At 56.5% G+C, this 22,134-nt stretch carries 14 protein-coding genes, 1 tRNA gene and 3 rRNA genes; 14 read left to right on the forward strand and 4 right to left on the reverse strand.

Annotated elements, in window-relative coordinates; translation table 11 throughout:
- Positions 1-32: 32 nt before the first annotated feature.
- From pepE to fre, 3 genes are all read left to right on the forward strand, one after another.
- Positions 33-758, forward strand: coding sequence for a dipeptidase PepE (pepE, locus tag IT763_RS01025; RefSeq protein ID WP_004934469.1), 726 nt, complete (start codon positions 33-35; stop codon positions 756-758).
- Between the two features lie 62 nt (positions 759-820).
- The gene (gene ubiD / locus IT763_RS01030) at positions 821-2,341 is read left to right on the forward strand and encodes a 4-hydroxy-3-polyprenylbenzoate decarboxylase (RefSeq protein ID WP_015376309.1); all 1,521 of its coding nucleotides are present in this window, start codon (positions 821-823) and stop codon (positions 2,339-2,341) included.
- Positions 2,342-2,391: 50 nt separating this feature from the next.
- The gene (gene fre / locus IT763_RS01035; RefSeq protein ID WP_206195088.1) at positions 2,392-3,093 is read left to right on the forward strand and encodes an NAD(P)H-flavin reductase; all 702 of its coding nucleotides are present in this window, start codon (positions 2,392-2,394) and stop codon (positions 3,091-3,093) included.
- A gap of 172 nt (positions 3,094-3,265) precedes the next feature.
- On the opposite strand, the gene fadA is transcribed toward fre, so the two are convergent.
- Together fadA and fadB are read right to left on the reverse strand one after the other, a co-directional pair.
- On the reverse strand, positions 3,266-4,429 hold the full coding sequence (fadA, locus tag IT763_RS01040) for an acetyl-CoA C-acyltransferase FadA (RefSeq protein WP_033638974.1): 1,164 nt from the start codon (positions 4,427-4,429) through the stop codon (positions 3,266-3,268).
- Positions 4,430-4,439: 10 nt separating this feature from the next.
- The gene (fadB, locus tag IT763_RS01045; RefSeq protein WP_049299744.1) at positions 4,440-6,629 is read right to left on the reverse strand and encodes a fatty acid oxidation complex subunit alpha FadB; all 2,190 of its coding nucleotides are present in this window, start codon (positions 6,627-6,629) and stop codon (positions 4,440-4,442) included.
- A 233-nt stretch (positions 6,630-6,862) separates the two neighbouring features.
- Here fadB and IT763_RS01050 point away from each other — a divergent pair, with 233 nt between their 5' ends.
- The 11 genes from IT763_RS01050 to birA all read left to right on the forward strand — a co-directional run bounded on the left by IT763_RS01050 (position 6,863) and on the right by birA (position 19,993).
- On the forward strand, positions 6,863-8,059 hold the full coding sequence (locus IT763_RS01050; protein WP_028127639.1) for an MFS transporter: 1,197 nt from the start codon (positions 6,863-6,865) through the stop codon (positions 8,057-8,059).
- Positions 8,060-8,171: 112 nt separating this feature from the next.
- Positions 8,172-9,503 (forward strand): Xaa-Pro dipeptidase, encoded by a 1,332-nt coding sequence (gene pepQ / locus IT763_RS01055; RefSeq protein ID WP_049299746.1) that lies wholly within the window; start codon positions 8,172-8,174, stop codon positions 9,501-9,503.
- Positions 9,503-10,117, forward strand: coding sequence for an IMPACT family protein (locus tag IT763_RS01060; RefSeq protein WP_004934489.1), 615 nt, complete (start codon positions 9,503-9,505; stop codon positions 10,115-10,117). The genes pepQ and IT763_RS01060 overlap by 1 nt, the downstream gene beginning before the upstream one ends.
- A 35-nt stretch (positions 10,118-10,152) precedes the next feature.
- Positions 10,153-11,604, forward strand: coding sequence for a Trk system potassium transporter TrkH (gene trkH / locus IT763_RS01065; RefSeq protein WP_004934492.1), 1,452 nt, complete (start codon positions 10,153-10,155; stop codon positions 11,602-11,604).
- A 21-nt stretch (positions 11,605-11,625) separates the two neighbouring features.
- Positions 11,626-12,159: a menaquinone-dependent protoporphyrinogen IX dehydrogenase gene (gene hemG / locus IT763_RS01070; RefSeq protein ID WP_025304933.1), complete on the forward strand. Its 534-nt coding sequence runs from the start codon at positions 11,626-11,628 to the stop codon at positions 12,157-12,159.
- A gap of 391 nt (positions 12,160-12,550) precedes the next feature.
- A 16S ribosomal RNA gene (locus IT763_RS01075) occupies positions 12,551-14,092 on the forward strand.
- A gap of 88 nt (positions 14,093-14,180) precedes the next feature.
- Positions 14,181-14,256, forward strand: a tRNA-Glu gene (locus IT763_RS01080).
- Positions 14,257-14,495: 239 nt separating this feature from the next.
- Positions 14,496-17,403, forward strand: a 23S ribosomal RNA gene (locus tag IT763_RS01085).
- A gap of 99 nt (positions 17,404-17,502) precedes the next feature.
- Positions 17,503-17,618: ribosomal RNA gene (rrf, locus tag IT763_RS01090) — 5S ribosomal RNA — on the forward strand.
- Together the 16S, 23S and 5S rRNA genes with 1 tRNA gene alongside form the textbook arrangement of a ribosomal RNA operon.
- A 378-nt stretch (positions 17,619-17,996) precedes the next feature.
- Positions 17,997-19,034 (forward strand): UDP-N-acetylmuramate dehydrogenase, encoded by a 1,038-nt coding sequence (gene murB / locus IT763_RS01095; RefSeq protein ID WP_151254215.1) that lies wholly within the window; start codon positions 17,997-17,999, stop codon positions 19,032-19,034.
- On the forward strand, positions 19,031-19,993 hold the full coding sequence (gene birA, locus IT763_RS01100; RefSeq protein WP_004929427.1) for a bifunctional biotin--[acetyl-CoA-carboxylase] ligase/biotin operon repressor BirA: 963 nt from the start codon (positions 19,031-19,033) through the stop codon (positions 19,991-19,993). Before murB ends, birA begins: the two co-directional genes overlap by 4 nt.
- A gap of 48 nt (positions 19,994-20,041) precedes the next feature.
- Here the strand turns inward: birA and coaA are convergent, their stop codons facing one another.
- Complete coding sequence (gene coaA, locus IT763_RS01105) at positions 20,042-20,992, reverse strand: type I pantothenate kinase (protein WP_049300049.1); 951 nt, start codon at positions 20,990-20,992, stop codon at positions 20,042-20,044.
- A gap of 219 nt (positions 20,993-21,211) precedes the next feature.
- Positions 21,212-21,760, reverse strand: coding sequence for a GNAT family N-acetyltransferase (locus tag IT763_RS01110; protein WP_085337720.1), 549 nt, complete (start codon positions 21,758-21,760; stop codon positions 21,212-21,214).
- Positions 21,761-22,134 lie beyond the last annotated feature (374 nt).

The raw sequence follows: 22,134 nt of genomic DNA on the forward strand, positions 1-22,134 counted from the left end.
CTATTCATCGTTTTCGACCGAGGGGGAAAGAAATGGAGCTGTTTCTGTTGAGCAACGGCAAGCTGTCTGGCGAAGCCGAGCTGCTGGGGTACGCTAAAAGCCAGTTGCTGGCGATGATTGCGCGTCGCGGCATCAAATCCGCCGTCTTTATCCCTTACGCCCTGATTCGTTACGACTATGACCAGCGTGCGCAGGAACTGGCGCAAACGCTGGGCATTGAAGTCACCAGCATCCACCATGCCGCTTCACCGGCGGCGGCGATCGCGCAGGCGGAGTGCATTTTGGTCAGCGGCGGCAATACCTGGTTGCTGAACCAAATGCTGCACGAGCAAGGCCTGATCGTGCCCATCCAGCGCGCGGTGCGCGAGCGTGAAGTGCCTTACGTCGGCTGGAGCGCCGGTTGCAACGTGGCCACGCCGAGCATTCGCACCACCAATGACATGCCGGTGCGCTGCAGCGTGGTGCTGCCGGCGCTGGGGCTGTTCCCGGTGCAGATCAACCCGCACTACATCGACGCGCATATCAGCGGCCACATGGGCGAAACCCGTGACGAGCGCCTGGCGGAGTTCTGCGCGATCAACCCAAGCGAATCGGTGGTGGCGCTGCGTGAAGGTAGCCTGCTGCACGTTGAAGGCAATGCGCTGCGTTACTTCAGCGCTAACGGGCAGGGCTTCAAGGTGTTCCGCCACGGTGAGGAGACGCGTGAATATCAGGATACGCGCGCGCTGGCTGCGCTGGTGCCGTTCAACTGCGGCTGAGGGCCACCCGGCGGCGGGCGGCGTTAACAAAATTGCAGCAACAACCGTGAAGAGGGCTTATAATGCCCTCCCCACTGGCCGTTATAATGATCAGCATGAAATACCGTGACTTACGCGATTTCCTCTCGTTGCTGGAGAAGAGAGGGGAACTAAAACGCATCAGCCAGCCGATCGATCCTTACCTGGAAATGACGGAGATTGCCGATCGCACCCTGCGAGCGGGCGGTCCTGCACTGCTGTTTGAAAACCCGAAAGGGTATGACATGCCGGTGCTCTGTAACCTGTTCGGCACCGCCAATCGCGTGGCGATGGGCATGGGGCAGGAAGACATCAGCGCGCTGCGCGAAGTCGGCAAACTGCTGGCGTTCCTCAAAGAACCGGAGCCGCCGAAAGGCTTCCGCGATCTGTTCGACAAAATGCCAAAGTTCAAGCAGGTGCTGAACATGCCGACCAAGGTGCTGGGATCCGCGCCTTGTCAGGAGCAGGTATGGCAGGGTGACGATGTCGATCTCAGCCGTATTCCGGTGATGCACTGCTGGCCGGAAGACGCTGCGCCGCTGATCACCTGGGGGCTGACGGTGACCCGCGGCCCGCATAAGGAACGGCAAAACCTCGGCATCTATCGCCAGCAGGTGCTGGGCAAGAACAAAGTGATCATGCGCTGGCTGTCGCATCGCGGCGGCGCGCTGGATTATCAGGAGTGGTGCCAGGCGCACCCGGGCGAGCGTTTCCCGGTCGCGGTGGCGCTGGGCGCCGATCCCGCTACCATCCTCGGTGCGGTCACGCCGGTGCCGGATACCCTGTCTGAATACGCCTTTGCCGGGCTGCTGCGCGGCAACAAAACCGAAGTGGTCAAGTGCCTTTCCAACGATCTGGAAGTGCCCGCCAGCGCCGAAATCGTGCTTGAAGGCTATATCGAGCCGGGTGAAATGGCGCCGGAAGGCCCCTACGGCGACCACACCGGTTACTACAATGAAATCGACCAGTTCCCGGTGTTCACCGTTACTCACATCACCCAGCGCCGCAACGCGATCTACCACTCGACCTACACCGGCCGCCCGCCGGATGAGCCGGCGATCCTGGGCGTGGCGCTGAATGAAGTGTTCGTACCGATCCTGCAAAAGCAGTTCCCGGAAATCGTCGATTTCTATCTGCCGCCGGAAGGGTGCTCTTACCGCCTGGCGGTAGTGACCATGAAAAAACAGTACGCCGGCCACGCGAAACGCGTGATGATGGGCGTCTGGTCGTTCCTGCGGCAGTTTATGTACACCAAATTTGTTATCGTCTGTGACGATGACGTCAATGCGCGCGACTGGAACGACGTGATTTGGGCGATCACCACACGAATGGATCCGGCAAGGGATACCGTTCTGGTGGAGAATACGCCGATCGACTATCTGGACTTCGCCTCGCCGGTTTCCGGCCTGGGTTCGAAGATGGGGCTGGACGCCACCAATAAATGGCCGGGTGAAACCGATCGCGAATGGGGCCGTCCGATTCAGATGGATGAAAAGGTACGTGCGCGCGTCGACGAAATCTGGGATGAGCTCGCAATCTTCAGTGACAGGGAACCGACGTTATAGCGTCAGGCCCTGTTCTCAGCTTTGCATTGATGACCCGACAGAGGGAACGCATGACAATATTGAGCTGTAAAGTGACCTCGGTAGAGGCCATTACCGATACGGTTTATCGGGTACGTCTGGTGCCCGAGCAGCCGTTTTCTTTCAAGGCAGGGCAATATCTGATGGTGGTGATGGATGAGCGCGACAAGCGTCCGTTCTCACTGGCATCAACCCCGACGCAGCAAGATTATATCGAGCTGCACATTGGCGCTTCGGAACTGAATCTGTATGCCATGGCGGTGATGGATCGCATCCTGAAAGAGCAGGCGATCACCGTTGACGTGCCGCACGGCGACGCCTGGCTGCGGGAAGAGGGCAGCCGTCCGCTGGTGCTGATCGCCGGCGGCACCGGTTTCTCTTACGCGCGTTCAATCTTGTTGACCGCGCTGGAGCAGCAGCCGGATCGCGACATTTCAATCTACTGGGGCGGGCGTGAGCTGAAGCACCTGTACGATTTGAGCGAGCTGGAAGCGCTGTCGTTGCAGCATCCGAATCTGAAGGTGATCCCGGTGGTCAAGCAGCCGGAAGCCGAATGGCGCGGCCGCAGCGGCACCGTGCTCAGCGCGGTGCTGCAGGATTTCGGCACGCTGGCGGAGCATGACATTTACATCGCCGGGCGTTTCGAGATGGCGAAAATCGCCCGCGAGCGTTTCTGCGCCGAGCGCGGCGCGCTGGAAGCGCATATGTTTGGCGACGCGTTTTCGTTTATCTGACCGATGCGATGCGCGGTGAACGGGGTGGCCGAGGGTCGCCCCGTTTTTATTTGGGCGTCGGCAAACTTCAGGCATAAAAAACCCGCCCCTGACAGGCGGGAAGAACGGCAACTAAACTTGGCGGGATGCCGCGATTTGAAGTAGTGACGCGGTCATCCCAAGATAGACACAGCTAAACGCGTTCAAAGACGGTGGCGATGCCCTGGCCCAGGCCGATGCACATGGTCGCCAGGCCGAACTGCGCGTCGCGACGTTCCATGTTGTTCAACAGGGTGGTCGAGATGCGGGAGCCAGAACAGCCCAGCGGGTGGCCGAGCGCGATGGCGCCGCCGTTCAGGTTAATCTTGTCGTCGATGCTGTCCATCAGCCCCAGATCCTTGATGCACGGCAGCGACTGGGCGGCGAACGCTTCGTTCAGCTCGAACAGATCGATGTCCTGCACGCCCAGACCGGCGCGTTTCAGCGCCAGCTTGCTGGCCGGCACCGGGCCGTAGCCCATGATGGAAGGATCGCAGCCGACCACCGCCATCGAGCGGATGCGGGCGCGGGCCTTCAAACCGAGCGCTTTGGCGCGCGATTCGCTCATCAGCAGCATGGCGGAAGCGCCGTCCGACAGGGCGGAGGAGCTGCCGGCGGTGACGGTGCCGTTGACCGGATCGAACGCCGGACGCAGGGCCGACAGACTTTCGACGGTGGTTTCCGGGCGAATGACTTCGTCGAAATCGTAACGGGTCAGCACGCCGTCGGCGTCGTGACCGTTGGTCGGTATGATCTCGTTTTTGAAGTAACCCGCCAGCGTCGCCGCATGTGCGCGCTGGTGGGAGCGGGCGGCAAACTCATCCTGCATCTGGCGACTGATGTTGTGCATCTTGGCCAGCATTTCGGCGGTCAGCCCCATCATCCCGGCGGCTTTGGCCACGCTGCGGCTCAGGCCCGGATGGAAATCCACGCCGTGATTCATCGGCACATGGCCCATGTGTTCCACGCCGCCGATCAGGCTGATGTGCGCGTCGCCAACCATGATGGCGCGCGCCGCGTCGTGCAGTGCCTGCATCGAAGAGCCGCACAGGCGGTTGACGGTCACCGCCGGCACGCGGTGCGGGATCTCGGCCAGCAGCGCGGCGTTGCGGGCGATGTTGAAGCCTTGTTCCAGCGTTTGCTGCACGCAGCCCCAGTAAATGTCATCAATCTCGGCGGCGTCCAGCGCCGGGTTGCGGCTCAGCACTTCACGCATCAGGTGAGCGGAGAGATCTTCGGCGCGCACCTGGCGGAAGGCGCCGCCCTTGGAGCGGCCCATCGGCGTGCGTACGGCATCAACAATAACTACGTTTTCCATCTTTATGACCTCATGCCGGTTGGCGGGTAGCGACGTCGGACAGCGGTGTCGCCACCGGGTAGTAGCTTTCATTGCGTTCGGCCTTGGCGCGCAGACCGGCCGGCACCTGGTACAGGGCGCCGAGGTGTGCGTAACGCTGGGCCAGCTCAACGTAGTTGGCGGTGCCGAGCGCATCCAGGTAGCGGAACACGCCGCCGTGGAACGGAGGGAAACCGATGCCGTAGACCAGCGCCATATCGGCTTCGGCCGGGCTGGCGACGATCTTTTCTTCCAGGCAACGCACCACTTCGTTGATCATCGGGATCATCATGCGCGCGATGATTTCTTCGTCGCTGATGGTCTGGCGCGGTTGGCTCACTTCGGCCAGCAGCGCATCGGTCTGCTCGTCGTTGTCCTTGCGCGGTTTGCCTTTGCTATCCTGGCTGTAGCGGTAGAAGCCCAGCTGATTTTTCTGACCGAAGCGCTGGTTGTCGAACATCACGTCAATGGCGTCGCGATAGTCTTTGCTCATGCGATCCGGGAAGCCGGCGGCCATTACCGCCTGCGCGTGGTGCGCGGTGTCGATGCCCACGACGTCGAGCAGGTAGGCCGGGCCCATCGGCCAGCCGAACTGTTTCTCCATCACTTTATCGATTTGACGGAAGTCGGCGCCGTCGCGCAGCAGCAGGCTGAAGCCGGCGAAGTACGGGAACAGCACGCGGTTGACGAAGAAGCCCGGGCAGTCGTTCACCACGATCGGCGTTTTGCCCATGCGGCTGGCGTAGGCCACCACTTTGGCAATGGTCTCGTCGCTGGTCTGTTCGCCGCGGATGATTTCCACCAGCGGCATGCGGTGCACCGGGTTAAAGAAGTGCATGCCGCAGAAGTTTTGCGGGCGCTTCAGCGATTTTGCCAGGTGATTAATCGGAATGGTCGAGGTGTTCGACGCCAGAACGGTGTCCTCACCGATCAGGTTTTCCACTTCCGACAGCACGGCGGCTTTGACTTTCGGATTCTCGACGACCGCCTCAACGATCACCTGCGCGCGCTCGATGCCGGCATAGTCCAGCGTCGGCTGAATGGTCGACAGCACCTGCGCCATTTTCAGGCCATCCAGCTTGCCGCGCTCCAGTTGCTTATTGAGCAGCTTGGCCGCTTCGCTCATGCCCAGCGTCAGCGACTTGTCGCTGATGTCTTTCATGATCACCGGCACGCCTTTCAGCGCCGATTGGTAGGCGATACCGCCGCCCATGATGCCGGCGCCCAGCACCGCCGCCTGTTTCGGCGCATCCACATTCTTGGCCAGCTTTTTCGCCTGGCCCTTCACGAACTGATCGTTAAGGAAGATGCCGACCAGCGCGCGCGCTTCGTTGGAGCGGGCCAACGGCACGAAGCTGGCGGTTTCCAGTTTCAGCGCTTCATCGCGGCCCAGCTTGGCGGCGGCTTCAATGGTCTTCACCGCGGTCATCGGCGCCGGGTAATGTTTACCGGCGGTCTGCAGCACCATGCCTTTGGCGGTGGTGAAACTCATCGCCGCTTCAATCGGGCTGAGTTTCAGCGGCTCCAGCTTAGGTTGACGCGCGGCGCGCCAGTCCAGCTTGCCGTCGATCGCCTGTTGCAGCATGTTGAGCGCCGCTTCGGCCAGTTTTTCCGGTGTCACCACCGCATCCACCAGGCCGACTTTCAACGCGTCTTTGGCGCTGACGTCTTTGCCGGCGGCGATGATTTCCAGCGCGCTGTCGTTACCCAGCAGGCGCGGCAGACGGACGGAACCGCCGAAGCCCGGCATGATGCCCAATTTGGTTTCCGGCAGGCCGATGCGCGCGTCCGGCGAGGCGACGCGGAAATCGGTCGCCAGAATGCATTCGCAACCGCCGCCGAGCGCATAGCCGTTAATGGCCGAAATGGTCGGTACCGGCAAATCTTCCAGCCGGTTAAAGACGTTGTTGGCGAATACCAGCCACTCGTGCAGCTTTTCAGCCGGTGCGGCGAACAGAGAAAGGAATTCGGTGATATCGGCGCCGACGATAAACGCGGCTTTGGAGGAGCGCAGCAGCAACCCCTTGAGCTCAGGCTGGTTTTCCAGCACGGTGAGCGCTTCGCCCAGGCTGGCGACGGTGCGGGTGTCCAGCTTGTTGACCGAGCCCGGTGCGTTGAACACCAGCTCGGCGATGCCGTTATCGAGCCAGTGCAGTTGTAATGTTTCGCCTTGGTAGAGCATGTCTATCTCCTGAATCAGCGTATGATCTGGTATGACCAGATGAAGAGGAGTGTGGTTTTTATGTTAAAAATATGCAAATGAGAGATTGCATATTTGCTGGTCGGATCACATGTCGCCAAGTTAGTTTTTTGATTTGAAACGAAGTTATATTTTATGTGCTATCGGCATTTGCTGGAGTGTGTCGGCACTCATACACTTGCTCGCAGCGAATGAACATTCAGACGAGGTTACGCATGACTAAGGCGGCTTGTGTCAAACGCAGCGGCTTATGGAGCATTCCGGCCAGAACCATGACGCTGGCATGTCTGTTGGTGTTTATGGCACAGATGGCGACGACCGTGTATTTGCCTTCGCTGCCGACGGTGATGCGGGAGCTGGCGATGAGCCGACGCGCCACCGAGCTGTCCATTTCGATCTTCGTCATCGGCGCCGCTTTGCCGGTGCTGTTCTGGGGCGCGGCCGCCGATCGCTTTGGCCGCCGTGCGCCCCTGACGCTGTCTTTGTTTCTTTTCATTGGCTGCAGCGGGCTGTTGGCGCTGTGCAGCAACGGCGCCCAGCTGCTGGCGCTGCGTGCGCTGCAGGGTGTGGGCGCCGGCGGTGCGGCGATCATTGCGCGTATCATCGTGCGGGATAACTGGAGCGGTGACGAGTTGGCGCGTCGGTTATCGGTGCTCTCCATCGCTTTTATCACCGCGCTGGGCGGTGGTCAGTTTGTCGGCGGCCTGCTCAGCCAATATTCGCACTGGCAGATGGGCTTCGTCCTGATGGGCGCCACCGGTTTGGCCATTCTGGCGCTGATGGCGACGCTGCCGCTTGAGGCGGGGCGCACACGCGGGCCACGCCCGGCGATGGCGGCCACCTACTTCGCCATCCTGCGGCGGCCGGGGTTCTTCTGGCCGGCCTGCGTCGGCGGATTGGGCTTCGCCACCACGGTGACATTGCAGGAGGTGAGCCCGTTCGTCATGCAGCAGGGTTTTGGCCTCAACGTTACGGCGTTCGGCGCGCTGGGGTTGGTGATAGGTATCGCCTACTTTAGCGGCGCGTTGACGGTGAACCGCACGGTGGCGCGTGTCGGCGGGAAAAAACTGATGCAAACCGGCAGCGGCATCGTCGCTCTGGCGACGGTAGCGATCCTGCTGTTGTGGTGGAGCGGCATTCTGGCCGGCCTTTCCGGTATGGCACTGTTCATCGTGCTGTATTGCCTGACCATTTTTGGCCAGGCGGTGTTGTTTCCCAACAGCATGGCGATGGCGGTCAGCGACGCCAAAGAGCACGGTGCCTATGCGATGGCGCTGTGCGGCTTTCTGCAGCAGTGTCTGGCGGGCATTGCCGCGGCCGGCGCGGTGTTATTGGAGCACCACGGCCTATGGGCGCTGGCGATAGCGTTGCTCGGCCTGGCCGGCTGGCTAATGGTTAAACTGCGGATGTAACGGCATTTGCAGGGAATTGCGAGCTGCTCCGCATGCCCAACGCGATAAGGTTGGTGCGCCGGAGCGCTGTGTTAAGATGACTTCTTTCGTGCTAAGGCATAAGGGTACTGTGATGGAAACGCTGGCTTCTTTGTATAACGACCACTTGGCAGAGCTGCAAAAACGCGCGCGCGAAGTGCTGGAGCGCAACAAGTTGGATGCGTTGCTGATTCACTCCGGTGAACTGCAAAAGGTATTTTTGGACGACCATAGCTATCCGTTCAAAGTGAATGCGCATTTCAAAGCCTGGGTGCCGGTGACGTCGGTGCCGAACTGCTGGTTGTGGATCGACGGTGTCAACAAGCCGAAGCTGTGGTTCTACTCCCCGGTCGACTACTGGCACAGCGTAGAGCCGCTGCCGGACAGTTTCTGGACTAAATCCCTTGAATTGATGCCGCTGGCCAACGCCGACGCCATCGCCCAGCAGCTTCCGCCGCAGCGCGAGCGCGTGGGCTATATCGGTTATGCGCAACAGCGCGCCCGCGATCTCGGCATCCCTTCCGAGAACATCAATCCGAAAGCGGTGTTGAACTACCTGGATTTCCACCGTTCGATCAAAACCGGCTATGAGCTGGCCTGCATGCGCGAAGCGCAGAAGACGGCGGTAACCGGCCATCGTGCGGCGCATGAGGCCTTCCTCTCCGGCATGAGCGAGTTCGACATCAACCTGGCCTACCTGACGGCGACCGGCCACCGCGATACCGACGTGCCTTACGACAACATTGTGGCGCTGAACGAACACGCTTCGGTACTGCACTACACCAAGCTGGATCATCAGCCGCCGGCCGAATCCCTGAGTTTCCTGATCGACGCCGGCGCGGAATATAACGGCTACGCCGCCGATCTGACCCGCACCTACGCGGCGCAAAGCGGCAGCGAGTTTGCCCACCTGGTGAAAGATCTCAACGGTGAGCAGCTGGCGTTGATCGATACCATCAAAACCGGCGTGCGTTATACCGACTACCATGTGCAGATGCACCAGCGCATCGCCAAGCTGCTCAAGAATCACAAGTTGGTGAACGGCCTCAGCGAAGAGGCGATGGTTGAAACGGGTATCACCACGCCGTTCCTGCCGCACGGGCTGGGCCACCCGCTGGGCCTGCAGGTGCACGACGCCGCCGGCTTTATGCAGGACGAGCAAGGCACCCACCTGGCGGCGCCGTCCAAGTATCCGTTCCTGCGTTGCACCCGCGTGTTGCAGCCGGGCATGGTGTTGACCATCGAGCCGGGTCTGTACTTCATTGACTCTCTGTTGGCGCCGTGGCGCAGCGGTGAGTTCAAGCAGCACTTCGCCTGGGATCGCATCGATGCGCTGAAGCCGTACGGCGGCATCCGCATCGAAGACAACATCGTGATCCACGAAAAGCGCATCGAGAACATGACGCGCGATCTGAACCTGGCCTGATGCGGCCGTACCCGATACCGGCGGAAGCAACCTGCTTTACCGAAGAAATAAAGAAGAGCCGTTTTATCACCCTGCTGGCGCCGACCAGCGGGGTAGAAGCGGCAAAGGCGTTTATTCAGCAGGTGCGGGACGAGCACCCGGCGGCGAGGCACCATTGTTGGGCTTTCGTCGCCGGCAGCCCCGATGACTCGCAGCAGCTGGGGTTCTCCGACGACGGAGAACCGTCGGGCACCGCCGGCAAACCGATCCTCGCGCAGCTGATGGGCAGCGGTATCGGCGAAGTGACCGCCGTGGTCGTTCGTTACTATGGCGGCGTCAAGCTGGGCACCGGCGGGCTGGTGAAAGCCTATGGCAACGGTGTTCAACAGGCGTTGAAGCAGTTGGCGTTGGCACAAAAGGTGCCGGAAGCCGAATATATCTTGCAGTGCGACTATGCGCAGTTGGCGCTGGTGGAGAACTTGCTGCAGCAAACCGCAGGTCGGATCCTGCAGGGTGAATACGGTGCCGCCGTCGTGCTGCATCTGGCGTTGCCGGCAACCGAGGTCGAACTGTTTGGGAATAAATTGCGTGATCTCAGTCGCGGTAATTTGCAATTAACCCCCATTTCGCAATAATTCCTCCCAATTGAATTGCTAAGGATCGTGCTGAAATGCATTTTCGCGCCATAACCCGTATCGTTGGTCTGCTGGTCATCCTGTTCTCCGGGACGATGTTTATTCCCGGCCTGGTGGCATTGATTTACCGCGATGGGGCGGGGCGCGCGTTCAGCCAAACCTTCTTCGTGGCGCTGACCATCGGTCTGATGCTGTGGTGGCCGAACCGCAAACAGAAACACGAGCTGAAGCCCCGTGAAGGCTTCCTTATCGTCGTGTTGTTCTGGACCGTTCTGGGCAGTGTAGGGGCATTGCCGTTCCTGTTTTCGGAGCGGCCCAACTTGTCGCTGACCGACGCCTTCTTTGAATCCTTCTCGGGATTAACGACCACCGGTGCGACGACGCTGGTGGGGTTGGACTCGCTGCCGAAGGCCATTCTGTTCTATCGCCAAATGCTGCAATGGATGGGCGGCATGGGGATCATCGTGCTGGCGGTGGCGATACTGCCGATACTCGGCGTCGGCGGCATGCAGCTGTATCGGGCAGAAATGCCCGGGCCGCTGAAAGATAACAAGATGCGCCCACGCATCGCCGAAACCGCCAAAACCCTGTGGCTAATCTATGTGTTGCTGACCGTCGCCTGTGCGCTGGCGCTCTGGGGGGCCGGGATGTCGGTGTTCGACGCCATCGGCCACAGTTTCTCGACCATCGCCATCGGCGGTTTTTCTACCCACGACGCCAGTATCGGTTATTACGCCAGTCCGACTATCAACACCATCATCGCCGTGTTCCTGCTGATTTCCGGCTGTAACTACGGCCTGCACTTCGCTTTGCTAAGCGGCCGTAGTCTGAAGGTGTACGGACGCGATCCTGAATTCCGCATGTTCATCTTCGTTCAGTTGACGCTGGTGGTGGTATGCACGTTGGTGCTCTGGGGACATGGCGTCTATAAGAGCGGTATGGAAACGCTCAATCAGGCGTTCTTCCAGGTGGTATCGATGGCGACCACGGCCGGTTTTACGACCGACAGCATCGCCAAGTGGCCGCTGTTCCTGCCGATGTTGTTGCTGTGCTCAGCGTTCATCGGCGGCTGCGCCGGCTCGACCGGCGGCGGCCTGAAGGTGATCCGTATTCTACTTCTGTACCTGCAGGGCTCGCGCGAGTTGAAGAGGCTGGTGCACCCCAACGCGGTCTATACCATCAAATTGGGCAATCGCGCACTGCCGGAACGCATTCTGGAAGCGGTATGGGGATTCTTCTCCGCCTATGCGCTGGTGTTTATCGTCAGCATGCTGGCGATCATTGCCACCGGCGTTGACGATTTTTCCGCGTTCGCCGCAGTGACGGCAACGCTCAATAACCTTGGCCCCGGCCTGGGCGTAGTGGCGGATAACTTCACCACGATGCCGGCGGCGGCCAAGTGGATCCTGGTGGTGACGATGCTGTTCGGGCGCCTGGAAGTGTTCACATTGCTGGTGCTGTTCACGCCAACCTTCTGGCGTGAGTGAGTCTGATATAAGGAGTACGCCATGAAGGCATTGATACTTTATTCGAGCCGTGACGGGCAAACACGCGCTATCGCTTCTTATATAGCAAGCAAGCTGCAGGACACGCTGCGTTGTGAGGTGATCGATCTGCTGCAGGCGGAACAGGTCGATCTTAGCCAGTATCAGCAGGTGATGATCGGCGCGTCTATCCGTTACGGGCACTTTAACCCGGCGCTGGATAAATTCGTCAAGCGTCATGCCGAGCAACTGAATCGAATGCCGAGCGCGTTCTTTGCCGTGAACCTGACCGCGCGTAAACCGGAAAAGCGCTCGCCGCAAACCAACGCTTATACTCGCAAGTTCCTGCTGGCCTCGCCGTGGCAGCCAAAACAGTGCGCGGTGTTTGCCGGCGCATTGCGTTATCCGCGCTATCGCTGGTTCGACCGCATCATGATTCAATTTATTATGCGTATGACGGGCGGTGAAACGGATACCAGTAAGGAAGTGGAGTACACCGATTGGCAGCAGGTCGACCGTTTCGCCCAGGAATTTAGCCAGATCCAGTACGAAAAGTGACAAAAATGCGGGTTTGGCCAGCGTTTTGCCGAAAAAATCCGCGCTTGAAAAGTTTTTTGCATTTAGGGGTTGCGGCCTGCCGAGAACTCCCTATAATGCGCCTCCACTGACCGGGAACAACGACTGACAAGCCGCCGGGTCAGCGAGAAGAAAGCGAAATAAACGCTTGACTCTCCGGGCGAAAAGCGTAGTATACGCAGCCCGCGCCGATGAGTTTCTCGGCACTGCTCTTTAACAATTTATCAGACAATCTGTGTGGGCACTCCACAAGACGATATCCAGCATCTTCGGATGCAAAAAAATATCAAGTCTTGAAGAGTGACTAACTGAAGTAAAATTCATGCAGTAAATCTTTGAGCATCGCTTCTCGAGTGGAAGCAAATCAAGCTTTTAATTGAAGAGTTTGATCATGGCTCAGATTGAACGCTGGCGGCAGGCTTAACACATGCAAGTCGAGCGGTAGCACAAGGGAGCTTGCTCCCTGGGTGACGAGCGGCGGACGGGTGAGTAATGTCTGGGAAACTGCCTGATGGAGGGGGATAACTACTGGAAACGGTAGCTAATACCGCATAACGTCGCAAGACCAAAGAGGGGGACCTTCGGGCCTCTTGCCATCAGATGTGCCCAGATGGGATTAGCTAGTAGGTGGGGTAATGGCTCACCTAGGCGACGATCCCTAGCTGGTCTGAGAGGATGACCAGCCACACTGGAACTGAGACACGGTCCAGACTCCTACGGGAGGCAGCAGTGGGGAATATTGCACAATGGGCGCAAGCCTGATGCAGCCATGCCGCGTGTGTGAAGAAGGCCTTCGGGTTGTAAAGCACTTTCAGCGAGGAGGAAGGTGGTGAGCTTAATACGTTCATCAATTGACGTTACTCGCAGAAGAAGCACCGGCTAACTCCGTGCCAGCAGCCGCGGTAATACGGAGGGTGCAAGCGTTAATCGGAATTACTGGGCGTAAAGCGCACGCAGGCGGTTTGTTAAGTCAGATGTGAAATCCCCGGGCTCAACCTGGGAACTGCATTTGAAACTGGCAAGCTAGAGTCTCGTAGAGGGGGGTAGAATTCCAGGTGTAGCGGTGAAATGCGTAGAGATCTGGAGGAATACCGGTGGCGAAGGCGGCCCCCTGGACGAAGACTGACGCTCAGGTGCGAAAGCGTGGGGAGCAAACAGGATTAGATACCCTGGTAGTCCACGCTGTAAACGATGTCGATTTGGAGGTTGTGCCCTTGAGGCGTGGCTTCCGGAGCTAACGCGTTAAATCGACCGCCTGGGGAGTACGGCCGCAAGGTTAAAACTCAAATGAATTGACGGGGGCCCGCACAAGCGGTGGAGCATGTGGTTTAATTCGATGCAACGCGAAGAACCTTACCTACTCTTGACATCCAGAGAACTTAGCAGAGATGCTTTGGTGCCTTCGGGAACTCTGAGACAGGTGCTGCATGGCTGTCGTCAGCTCGTGTTGTGAAATGTTGGGTTAAGTCCCGCAACGAGCGCAACCCTTATCCTTTGTTGCCAGCGGTTCGGCCGGGAACTCAAAGGAGACTGCCAGTGATAAACTGGAGGAAGGTGGGGATGACGTCAAGTCATCATGGCCCTTACGAGTAGGGCTACACACGTGCTACAATGGCGTATACAAAGAGAAGCGACCTCGCGAGAGCAAGCGGACCTCATAAAGTACGTCGTAGTCCGGATTGGAGTCTGCAACTCGACTCCATGAAGTCGGAATCGCTAGTAATCGTAGATCAGAATGCTACGGTGAATACGTTCCCGGGCCTTGTACACACCGCCCGTCACACCATGGGAGTGGGTTGCAAAAGAAGTAGGTAGCTTAACCTTCGGGAGGGCGCTTACCACTTTGTGATTCATGACTGGGGTGAAGTCGTAACAAGGTAACCGTAGGGGAACCTGCGGTTGGATCACCTCCTTACCTAAAGATATTAGTTCGAGTGGCGTGCTCACACAGATTGTCTGATGAAAAAGTAACGAGCAAAAGCGTCATAAAAGTACGGTGTCGTGTCCCCTTCGTCTAGAGGCCTAGGACACCGCCCTTTCACGGCGGTAACAGGGGTTCGAATCCCCTAGGGGACGCCAAGCTTCCGACCCACCCGGTGAAAGCGGCGGTCTCAAGTATCTGACGATACACCATATCTTAAAGATGACTTCCGAGTCATGTTTAAGATATTGCTCTTTAACAATCTGGAACAAGCTGAAAATTGAAACATGACGGCTGAAATTTATCCCTCCGTAGAAGTACCGGGATGAAGAGTAACCTGTCATAGAGTCTCTCAAATGTTTGCAGCACGAACGATGGAAACATCTTCGGGTTGTGAGGTTAAGTGACTAAGCGTACACGGTGGATGCCTAGGCAGTCAGAGGCGATGAAGGGCGTGCTAATCTGCGAAAAGCGTCGGTAAGGTGATATGAACCGTTATAACCGGCGATACCCGAATGGGGAAACCCAGTGTGTTTCGACACACTATCATGTCATGAATACATAGTGGCATGAGGCGAACCGGGGGAACTGAAACATCTAAGTACCCCGAGGAAAAGAAATCAACCGAGATTCCCCCAGTAGCGGCGAGCGAACGGGGAGGAGCCCAGAACCTGAATCGGCTTGTGTGTTAGTGGAAGCGTCTGGAAAGTCGCGCAGCAAAGGGTGATAGCCCCGTACACTAAAATGCACAGGTCGTGAGTTCGATGAGTAGGGCGGGACACGTGACATCCTGTCTGAATATGGGGGGACCATCCTCCAAGGCTAAATACTCCTGACTGACCGATAGTGAACCAGTACCGTGAGGGAAAGGCGAAAAGAACCCCGGCGAGGGGAGTGAAATAGAACCTGAAACCGTGTACGTACAAGCAGTGGGAGCACCTTCGTGGTGTGACTGCGTACCTTTTGTATAATGGGTCAGCGACTTATATTTTGTAGCAAGGTTAACCGTATAGGGGAGCCGTAGGGAAACCGAGTCTTAACTGGGCGAATAGTTGCAAGGTATAGACCCGAAACCCGGTGATCTAGCCATGGGCAGGTTGAAGGTTGGGTAACACTAACTGGAGGACCGAACCGACTAATGTTGAAAAATTAGCGGATGACTTGTGGCTGGGGGTGAAAGGCCAATCAAACCGGGAGATAGCTGGTTCTCCCCGAAAGCTATTTAGGTAGCGCCTCGTGAACTCATCTTCGGGGGTAGAGCACTGTTTCGGCTAGGGGGCCATCCCGGCTTACCAAACCGATGCAAACTCCGAATACCGAAGAATGTTATCACGGGAGACACACGGCGGGTGCTAACGTCCGTCGTGAAGAGGGAAACAACCCAGACCGCCAGCTAAGGTCCCAAAGTCATGGTTAAGTGGGAAACGATGTGGGAAGGCATAGACAGCCAGGATGTTGGCTTAGAAGCAGCCATCATTTAAAGAAAGCGTAATAGCTCACTGGTCGAGTCGGCCTGCGCGGAAGATGTAACGGGGCTAAACCATGCACCGAAGCTGCGGCAGCGACGCTTAGGCGTTGTTGGGTAGGGGAGCGTTCTGTAAGCCGGTGAAGGTGGCCTGTGAGGGTTGCTGGAGGTATCAGAAGTGCGAATGCTGACATAAGTAACGATAAAGCGGGTGAAAAGCCCGCTCGCCGGAAGACCAAGGGTTCCTGTCCAACGTTAATCGGGGCAGGGTGAGTCGACCCCTAAGGCGAGGCTGAAAAGCGTAGTCGATGGGAAACAGGTTAATATTCCTGTACTTGGTGTTACTGCGAAGGGGGGACGGAGAAGGCTAGGCTAGCCGGGCGACGGTTGTCCCGGTTTAAGCGTGTAGGGGGTGTGACCTGGTAAATCCGGTTGCATACTAACCCTGAGGCGTGATGACGATGCACTACGGTGCAGAAGTAGTTGATGCCCTGCTTCCAGGAAAATCCTCTAAGCTCCAGGTAACATTAAATCGTACCCCAAACCGACACAGGTGGTCAGGTATAGAATACCAAGGCGCTTGAGAGAACTCGGGTGAAGGAACTAGGCAAAATGGTGCCGTAACTTCGGGAGAAGGCACGCTGGCATGTAGGTGAAGTCCCTCGCGGATGGAGCTGAAGCCAGTCGAAGATACCAGCTGGCTGCAACTGTTTAATAAAAACACAGCACTGTGCAAACACGAAAGTGGACGTATACGGTGTGACGCCTGCCCGGTGCTGGAAGGTTAATTGATGGGGTCAGCCGCAAGGCGAAGCTCTTGATCGAAGCCCCAGTAAACGGCGGCCGTAACTATAACGGTCCTAAGGTAGCGAAATTCCTTGTCGGGTAAGTTCCGACCTGCACGAATGGCGTAATGATGGCCAGGCTGTCTCCACCCGAGACTCAGTGAAATTGAACTCGCTGTGAAGATGCAGTGTACCCGCGGCAAGACGGAAAGACCCCGTGAACCTTTACTATAGCTTGACACTGAACATTGAGCCTTGATGTGTAGGATAGGTGGGAGGCTTTGAAGCGTGGACGCCAGTCTGCGTGGAGCCATCCTTGAAATACCACCCTTTAATGTTTGATGTTCTAACTCGGCCCCATAATCTGGGGTGAGGACAGTGTCTGGTGGGTAGTTTGACTGGGGCGGTCTCCTCCCAAAGAGTAACGGAGGAGCACGAAGGTTAGCTAATCACGGTCGGACATCGTGAGGTTAGTGCAAAGGCATAAGCTAGCTTGACTGCGAGAGTGACGGCTCGAGCAGGTACGAAAGTAGGTCTTAGTGATCCGGTGGTTCTGAATGGAAGGGCCATCGCTCAACGGATAAAAGGTACTCCGGGGATAACAGGCTGATACCGCCCAAGAGTTCATATCGACGGCGGTGTTTGGCACCTCGATGTCGGCTCATCACATCCTGGGGCTGAAGTAGGTCCCAAGGGTATGGCTGTTCGCCATTTAAAGTGGTACGCGAGCTGGGTTTAGAACGTCGTGAGACAGTTCGGTCCCTATCTGCCGTGGGCGTTGGAAGATTGAGAGGGGTTGCTCCTAGTACGAGAGGACCGGAGTGAACGCACCACTGGTGTTCGGGTTGTCATGCCAATGGCATTGCCCGGTAGCTAAGTGCGGAAAAGATAAGCGCTGAAAGCATCTAAGCGCGAAACTTGCCTCAAGATGAGTCTTCCCTGGGCCTTCAAGGCCCCTGAAGGAACGTTTAAGACTAAGACGTTGATAGGCTGGGTGTGTAAGTGCAGCGATGCATTGAGCTAACCAGTACTAATGATCCGTGAGGCTTAACCTTACAACACCGAAGGTGTTTTTAGAGAGATTTTCAGCGAAGTTCCGAGATTGGTTCTGATGGCGACACGAGAGTGAAGCGGTTGGAATGAAACAGAATTTGCCTGGCGGCAATAGCGCGGTGGTCCCACCTGACCCCATGCCGAACTCAGAAGTGAAACGCCGTAGCGCCGATGGTAGTGTGGGGTCTCCCCATGCGAGAGTAGGACACTGCCAGGCATCAAACAAAGCCGAAAGCCCTGAACTGACGTTCAGGGCTTTTTGCTATGCGTAAAATAAATATCCTGACAGTATCTATTACTTTGAAAAATGCCTTTTTGGGCATGTGTAACTTATTCTTATAATGAAGAATAATGTTTCTTTGCTAAGGAAATAGCCAGCTAAATATATAATTGATAGTTCCAGATTATTATTTAAATAATAAAAATATCTATCTATGAACAGACTGATGAGAATTATCCGGTTATATCAAAGATAAATCTTAATTCTTCAGTGTATTAGTCGATAAATTTCACGTTAATTAAAACAAATATTAGCCAGACGCCTCGAATCGAGTAGACTAGGCGGAAGATTATTTCCGTATGGGTACTGAACGTTATGTCTACTGAAAGCGCGTCTTTAAAAAACCACAATACGTTTGCGCTCCCGGTCAACGCAGCGCACCTGATCATGGCCGATAGAATTGAGCTAATGCTCAAGGTGTGGCAACAAACGCGCAAGCGTCAGGAGCCGTTGCTGATTCTCGGTGAAGGTAGCAACGTGCTGTTCCTGGAGGATTTTTCTGGCACAGTAATGGTCAATCAGTTGAAGGGTATTGATGTTCGGGAAGATAACGATGCCTGGTATCTCCACGTCAGCTCCGGTGAAAATTGGCATGACCTGGTGCAATATACGCTGCAGGCCGGGATCTGCGGTCTGGAAAACCTGGCATTGATTCCTGGATTGGCCGGTTCCGCCCCTATCCAGAACATCGGCGCCTACGGCGTCGAATTGAAAGATATCTGCGAGTATGTCGATCTGCTGGACTTCTCTACCGGCGCTATCGATCGTATCCCGGCTGCCGAGTGTGGTTTTGGTTACCGGGAAAGTATTTTCAAACACCGTTTCCAGACTGGACATGTCATTGTCGGGCTGGGTCTGCGTCTCAACAAACAGTGGCAACCTAAATTGAGCTACGGCGATCTGGCCAAGCTGGATCCTGCCACGGTGACGCCACTTCAGGTATTTGAATCCGTATGCGCCATGCGCCGCAGCAAGCTGCCCGATCCGCGTGAAACCGGCAATGCAGGCAGCTTCTTCAAGAATCCGCTGGTGAACGCAGAGAAAGCCGCAGAACTCATCGCTAAATATCCTGCTATGCCGCATTATCCACAGCAGGATGGCCAAGTGAAGCTGGCCGCCGGATGGCTTATCGATCAATGCGAACTGAAAGGATATCGTATCGGTGGCGCTGCGGTACACCGCCAACAAGCGCTGGTGCTGGTGAACATCGCCAACGCCCACAGTCAGGATGTGGTGGCGTTGGCGCGCCACGTACGCAAGACGGTGGCTGATAAATTCGGCGTGTGGCTGGAACCTGAGGTGCGTTTTATTGGCGCGACCGGTGAACTGAATGCCGTGGCGGTGCTGTCATGAAAGATACCAAGGTTCCGTTAAAACTGATCGCGCTGCTGGCTGACGGCGAATTCCATTCCGGTGAACACCTCGGTGAGTCACTGGGCATGAGTCGCGCGGCGATCAATAAGCATATTCAGACCATTCGCGAATGGGGACTGGATGTCTTTACCGTGCCCGGAAAAGGCTATAGCCTGCCTGGCGCCATCCAGCTGTTGGAAGCCAAGCGAATCCTCAGCCTGCTGGAAGACAAGCGTGTAAGCGTGTTGCCGGTGGTCGATTCCACCAACCAATACTTGCTGGATCGCATCGACGAATTGCACTCTGGTGATGCCTGCGTCGCTGAATACCAACAGGCTGGACGAGGGCGCCGCGGGCGGCAGTGGATCTCGCCATTCGGCGCTAATTTATATCTGTCGATGTTCTGGCGACTGGAGCAGGGGCCGGCAGCGGCTATGGGGCTTAGCCTGGTGATCGGGATGGTGATGGCGGAGGTCTTGCAGCGTCTCGGTGCGGCTGATGTGCGCGTGAAGTGGCCTAACGATCTTTATCTAAACGATCGTAAATTGGCGGGGATCCTGGTCGAACTGACGGGAAAAACCGGCGATGCGGCCCAACTGGTCATCGGCGCCGGCATCAACCTGGCGATGCGTGATACCAATGCCAGCGCCATTACTCAGGGATGGATTAACCTACAGGAAGCGGGAATTCAGATCGATCGCAATGAACTGGCTGCGACCTTGCTTAATGAACTGCGTCAGTCATTGAAACAGTTTGAGATAGACGGACTCGCACCCTTTATCGGTCGCTGGCGTACCCTGGATAACTTTATCGACAGGCCGGTCAAGCTGCTGATTGGCGAGCGGCAGATTGTGGGTATCGCCCGAGGAATCGATTCACAGGGCGCACTGCTGCTGGAACAGGACGGGGAGATCAAGCCCTTCATCGGTGGCGAGATATCGCTGCGCAGCGCGGAATAGTGAGAAAAGACAAGGGGACAGTAACGTCCCCTGAATCGATCGGTAGGCTTATTTTCTTAAACGCACGCTTTCAACGGCGTGGTTAGCGCTTTTGGTCATTATCAGGCTGGCGCGTTCACGGGTGGGCAGTATATTCTGCTGCAAATTCAATCCGTTAATTTCATTCCATAATTGCGTGGCGATATTAACTGCTTCCGGTTCCGGCAATTTTGAATAGTTATGGAAATAAGAATCGGGATTGGAAAATGCGCCCTGACGGAATTTCAAGAAGCGATTGATATACCAGCTTTGCAATAGCGTCTCCGGCGCATCGACATATATAGAGAAGTCGACAAAGTCGGAAACGAATACGCGATGCGGATCGTGAGGATAATCCATACCGCTTTGCAATACGTTAAGCCCTTCCAGGATCAGAATATCCGGTTGCTCGATGACTTTATTGCCTTCGGGTACAACGTCATAGATTAAATGAGAATAAACCGGAGCGGTGACGCGTTTGGCGCCGGATTTCACTTCCGACACGAATTTCACCAGGCTATGCATATCGTAAGACTGCGGGAAGCCTTTTTTCTTCATCAGGCCGCGTTCGTTCAGCACCTTATTAGGGTGCAAGAAGCCGTCGGTCGTGATCAACTCAACGCTGCGGTGTTCTGGCCAACGGCTCAACAACGCCTGCAACAGACGTGCGGTTGTGCTCTTACCTACGGCTACGCTGCCGGCGATACCGATGACATAGGGAATCTTTTGCCCGTCGGTGCCGAGGAATTGCTCGAGCACCGCCTGCCTACGCAGGTTGGAACTGATATAGAAGTTCAACAGTCGTGACAGCGGCAGATAAATCTGCGCAACTTCTTCCAACGAGAGATCTTCGTTAATCCCTTTCAGTTTAACGATCTCTTCTTCCGACAACGTCAGCGGCACCGAATCTCGCAACGCAGCCCATTGGGTACGATCGAACTGTAGGTAAGGCGTTGCTAAAGATTGATCTCTTTTTATCATAAGCCAAATTCTGCCTGTTAACGCAGGTTGGGAAAGGCGCCGGACGCCAACTCCAGAGAATAAACAAGCTGCATATTATAGACAGCTTCGTTTTTGGCGTAGACTTTTTTCGCAAAAGTTGTCGATAGGCAGCAGTTTATGTCAATTGTGCGAAGCGGCGCGCAGTTGATAAAGCGGGGTTGCAAGGCGGTATCATCAGAGCCGGATACCGCCTGAAGACTAACTGGCGATGGCGCGCGAAGGCTGACTTACGGTGAACAGACGTTTGTAATAAATGACGGTCGGATGGTAATGCCCATCGGGACCCGCTGCATAATCCGGCAGCTCACCCAAACAGCGATAACCCAGGCTGCGATAAAGCGCTTCTGCCGCCGAACCGGCCTGCGTATCCAGATACAATAGCCCGCGTTGCTGCTGCAGTGCCGCGTACTCCAGTGTCTTCATCAGAGCCTGACCTACGCCGTTGCGGCGAGCACGGCTATGCACCAACAGCTTCACTACCTCCGCACGATTACGGCCGTTCGGCTTCTGGCAAAGCTCGAGTTGCACGGTGCCAACGACGCCGCGATCGTCACGGGCAATCCACAGCAGCAGCTCACCTTTGGCCAGGGCCGGTCGCAGACTGTGGAAGTAGCTCTCGGCGTCTTCGTGAGGAATTAAGGTGTCGTAACCGACAGAAGCGCCGTGCGTGACGGCATCGGTCAACAGGCGGGCCAATTCATCGCGGTAAATCGGCAACGTAGCGGCGTTGATAGGCACTATTTTCATCGGTCATTCCTCCTGGGATGGGGGTAATGAAGAGAAGCAATAACTGAGCCACAGCGGCGAAAGGCATAGCAACGGCAAAAGGGCGAGGGATCAGTGTAGCCCACGCCGCAGTTCGGGGCAGGTATCCCCTTTTTGGTGCATCGATCCCGCTCACAGTTTACCATCGCGGGTTAAGTGTTTTGAGAAGCCCGACACGGAGAAAGCGGCGCTCAAGGCTTGCAAAAAGTGGATAAAATTGTAGAGAATGATTGCCGCGAGTGATGAATGTTTGCACGCCGCAGGCTGCAAATTGCATGACAGTATGCAAAATTGACTGATTTATGAGCGAAAGTGCGCGTAAAGCAATTTTTTTGTTGCATAGGTCGCCCGCTCTA

Origin of the sequence: Serratia sp. CMO1 (assembly GCF_015689115.1) — a bacterium.
GTDB lineage: Bacteria > Pseudomonadota > Gammaproteobacteria > Enterobacterales > Enterobacteriaceae > Serratia > Serratia marcescens.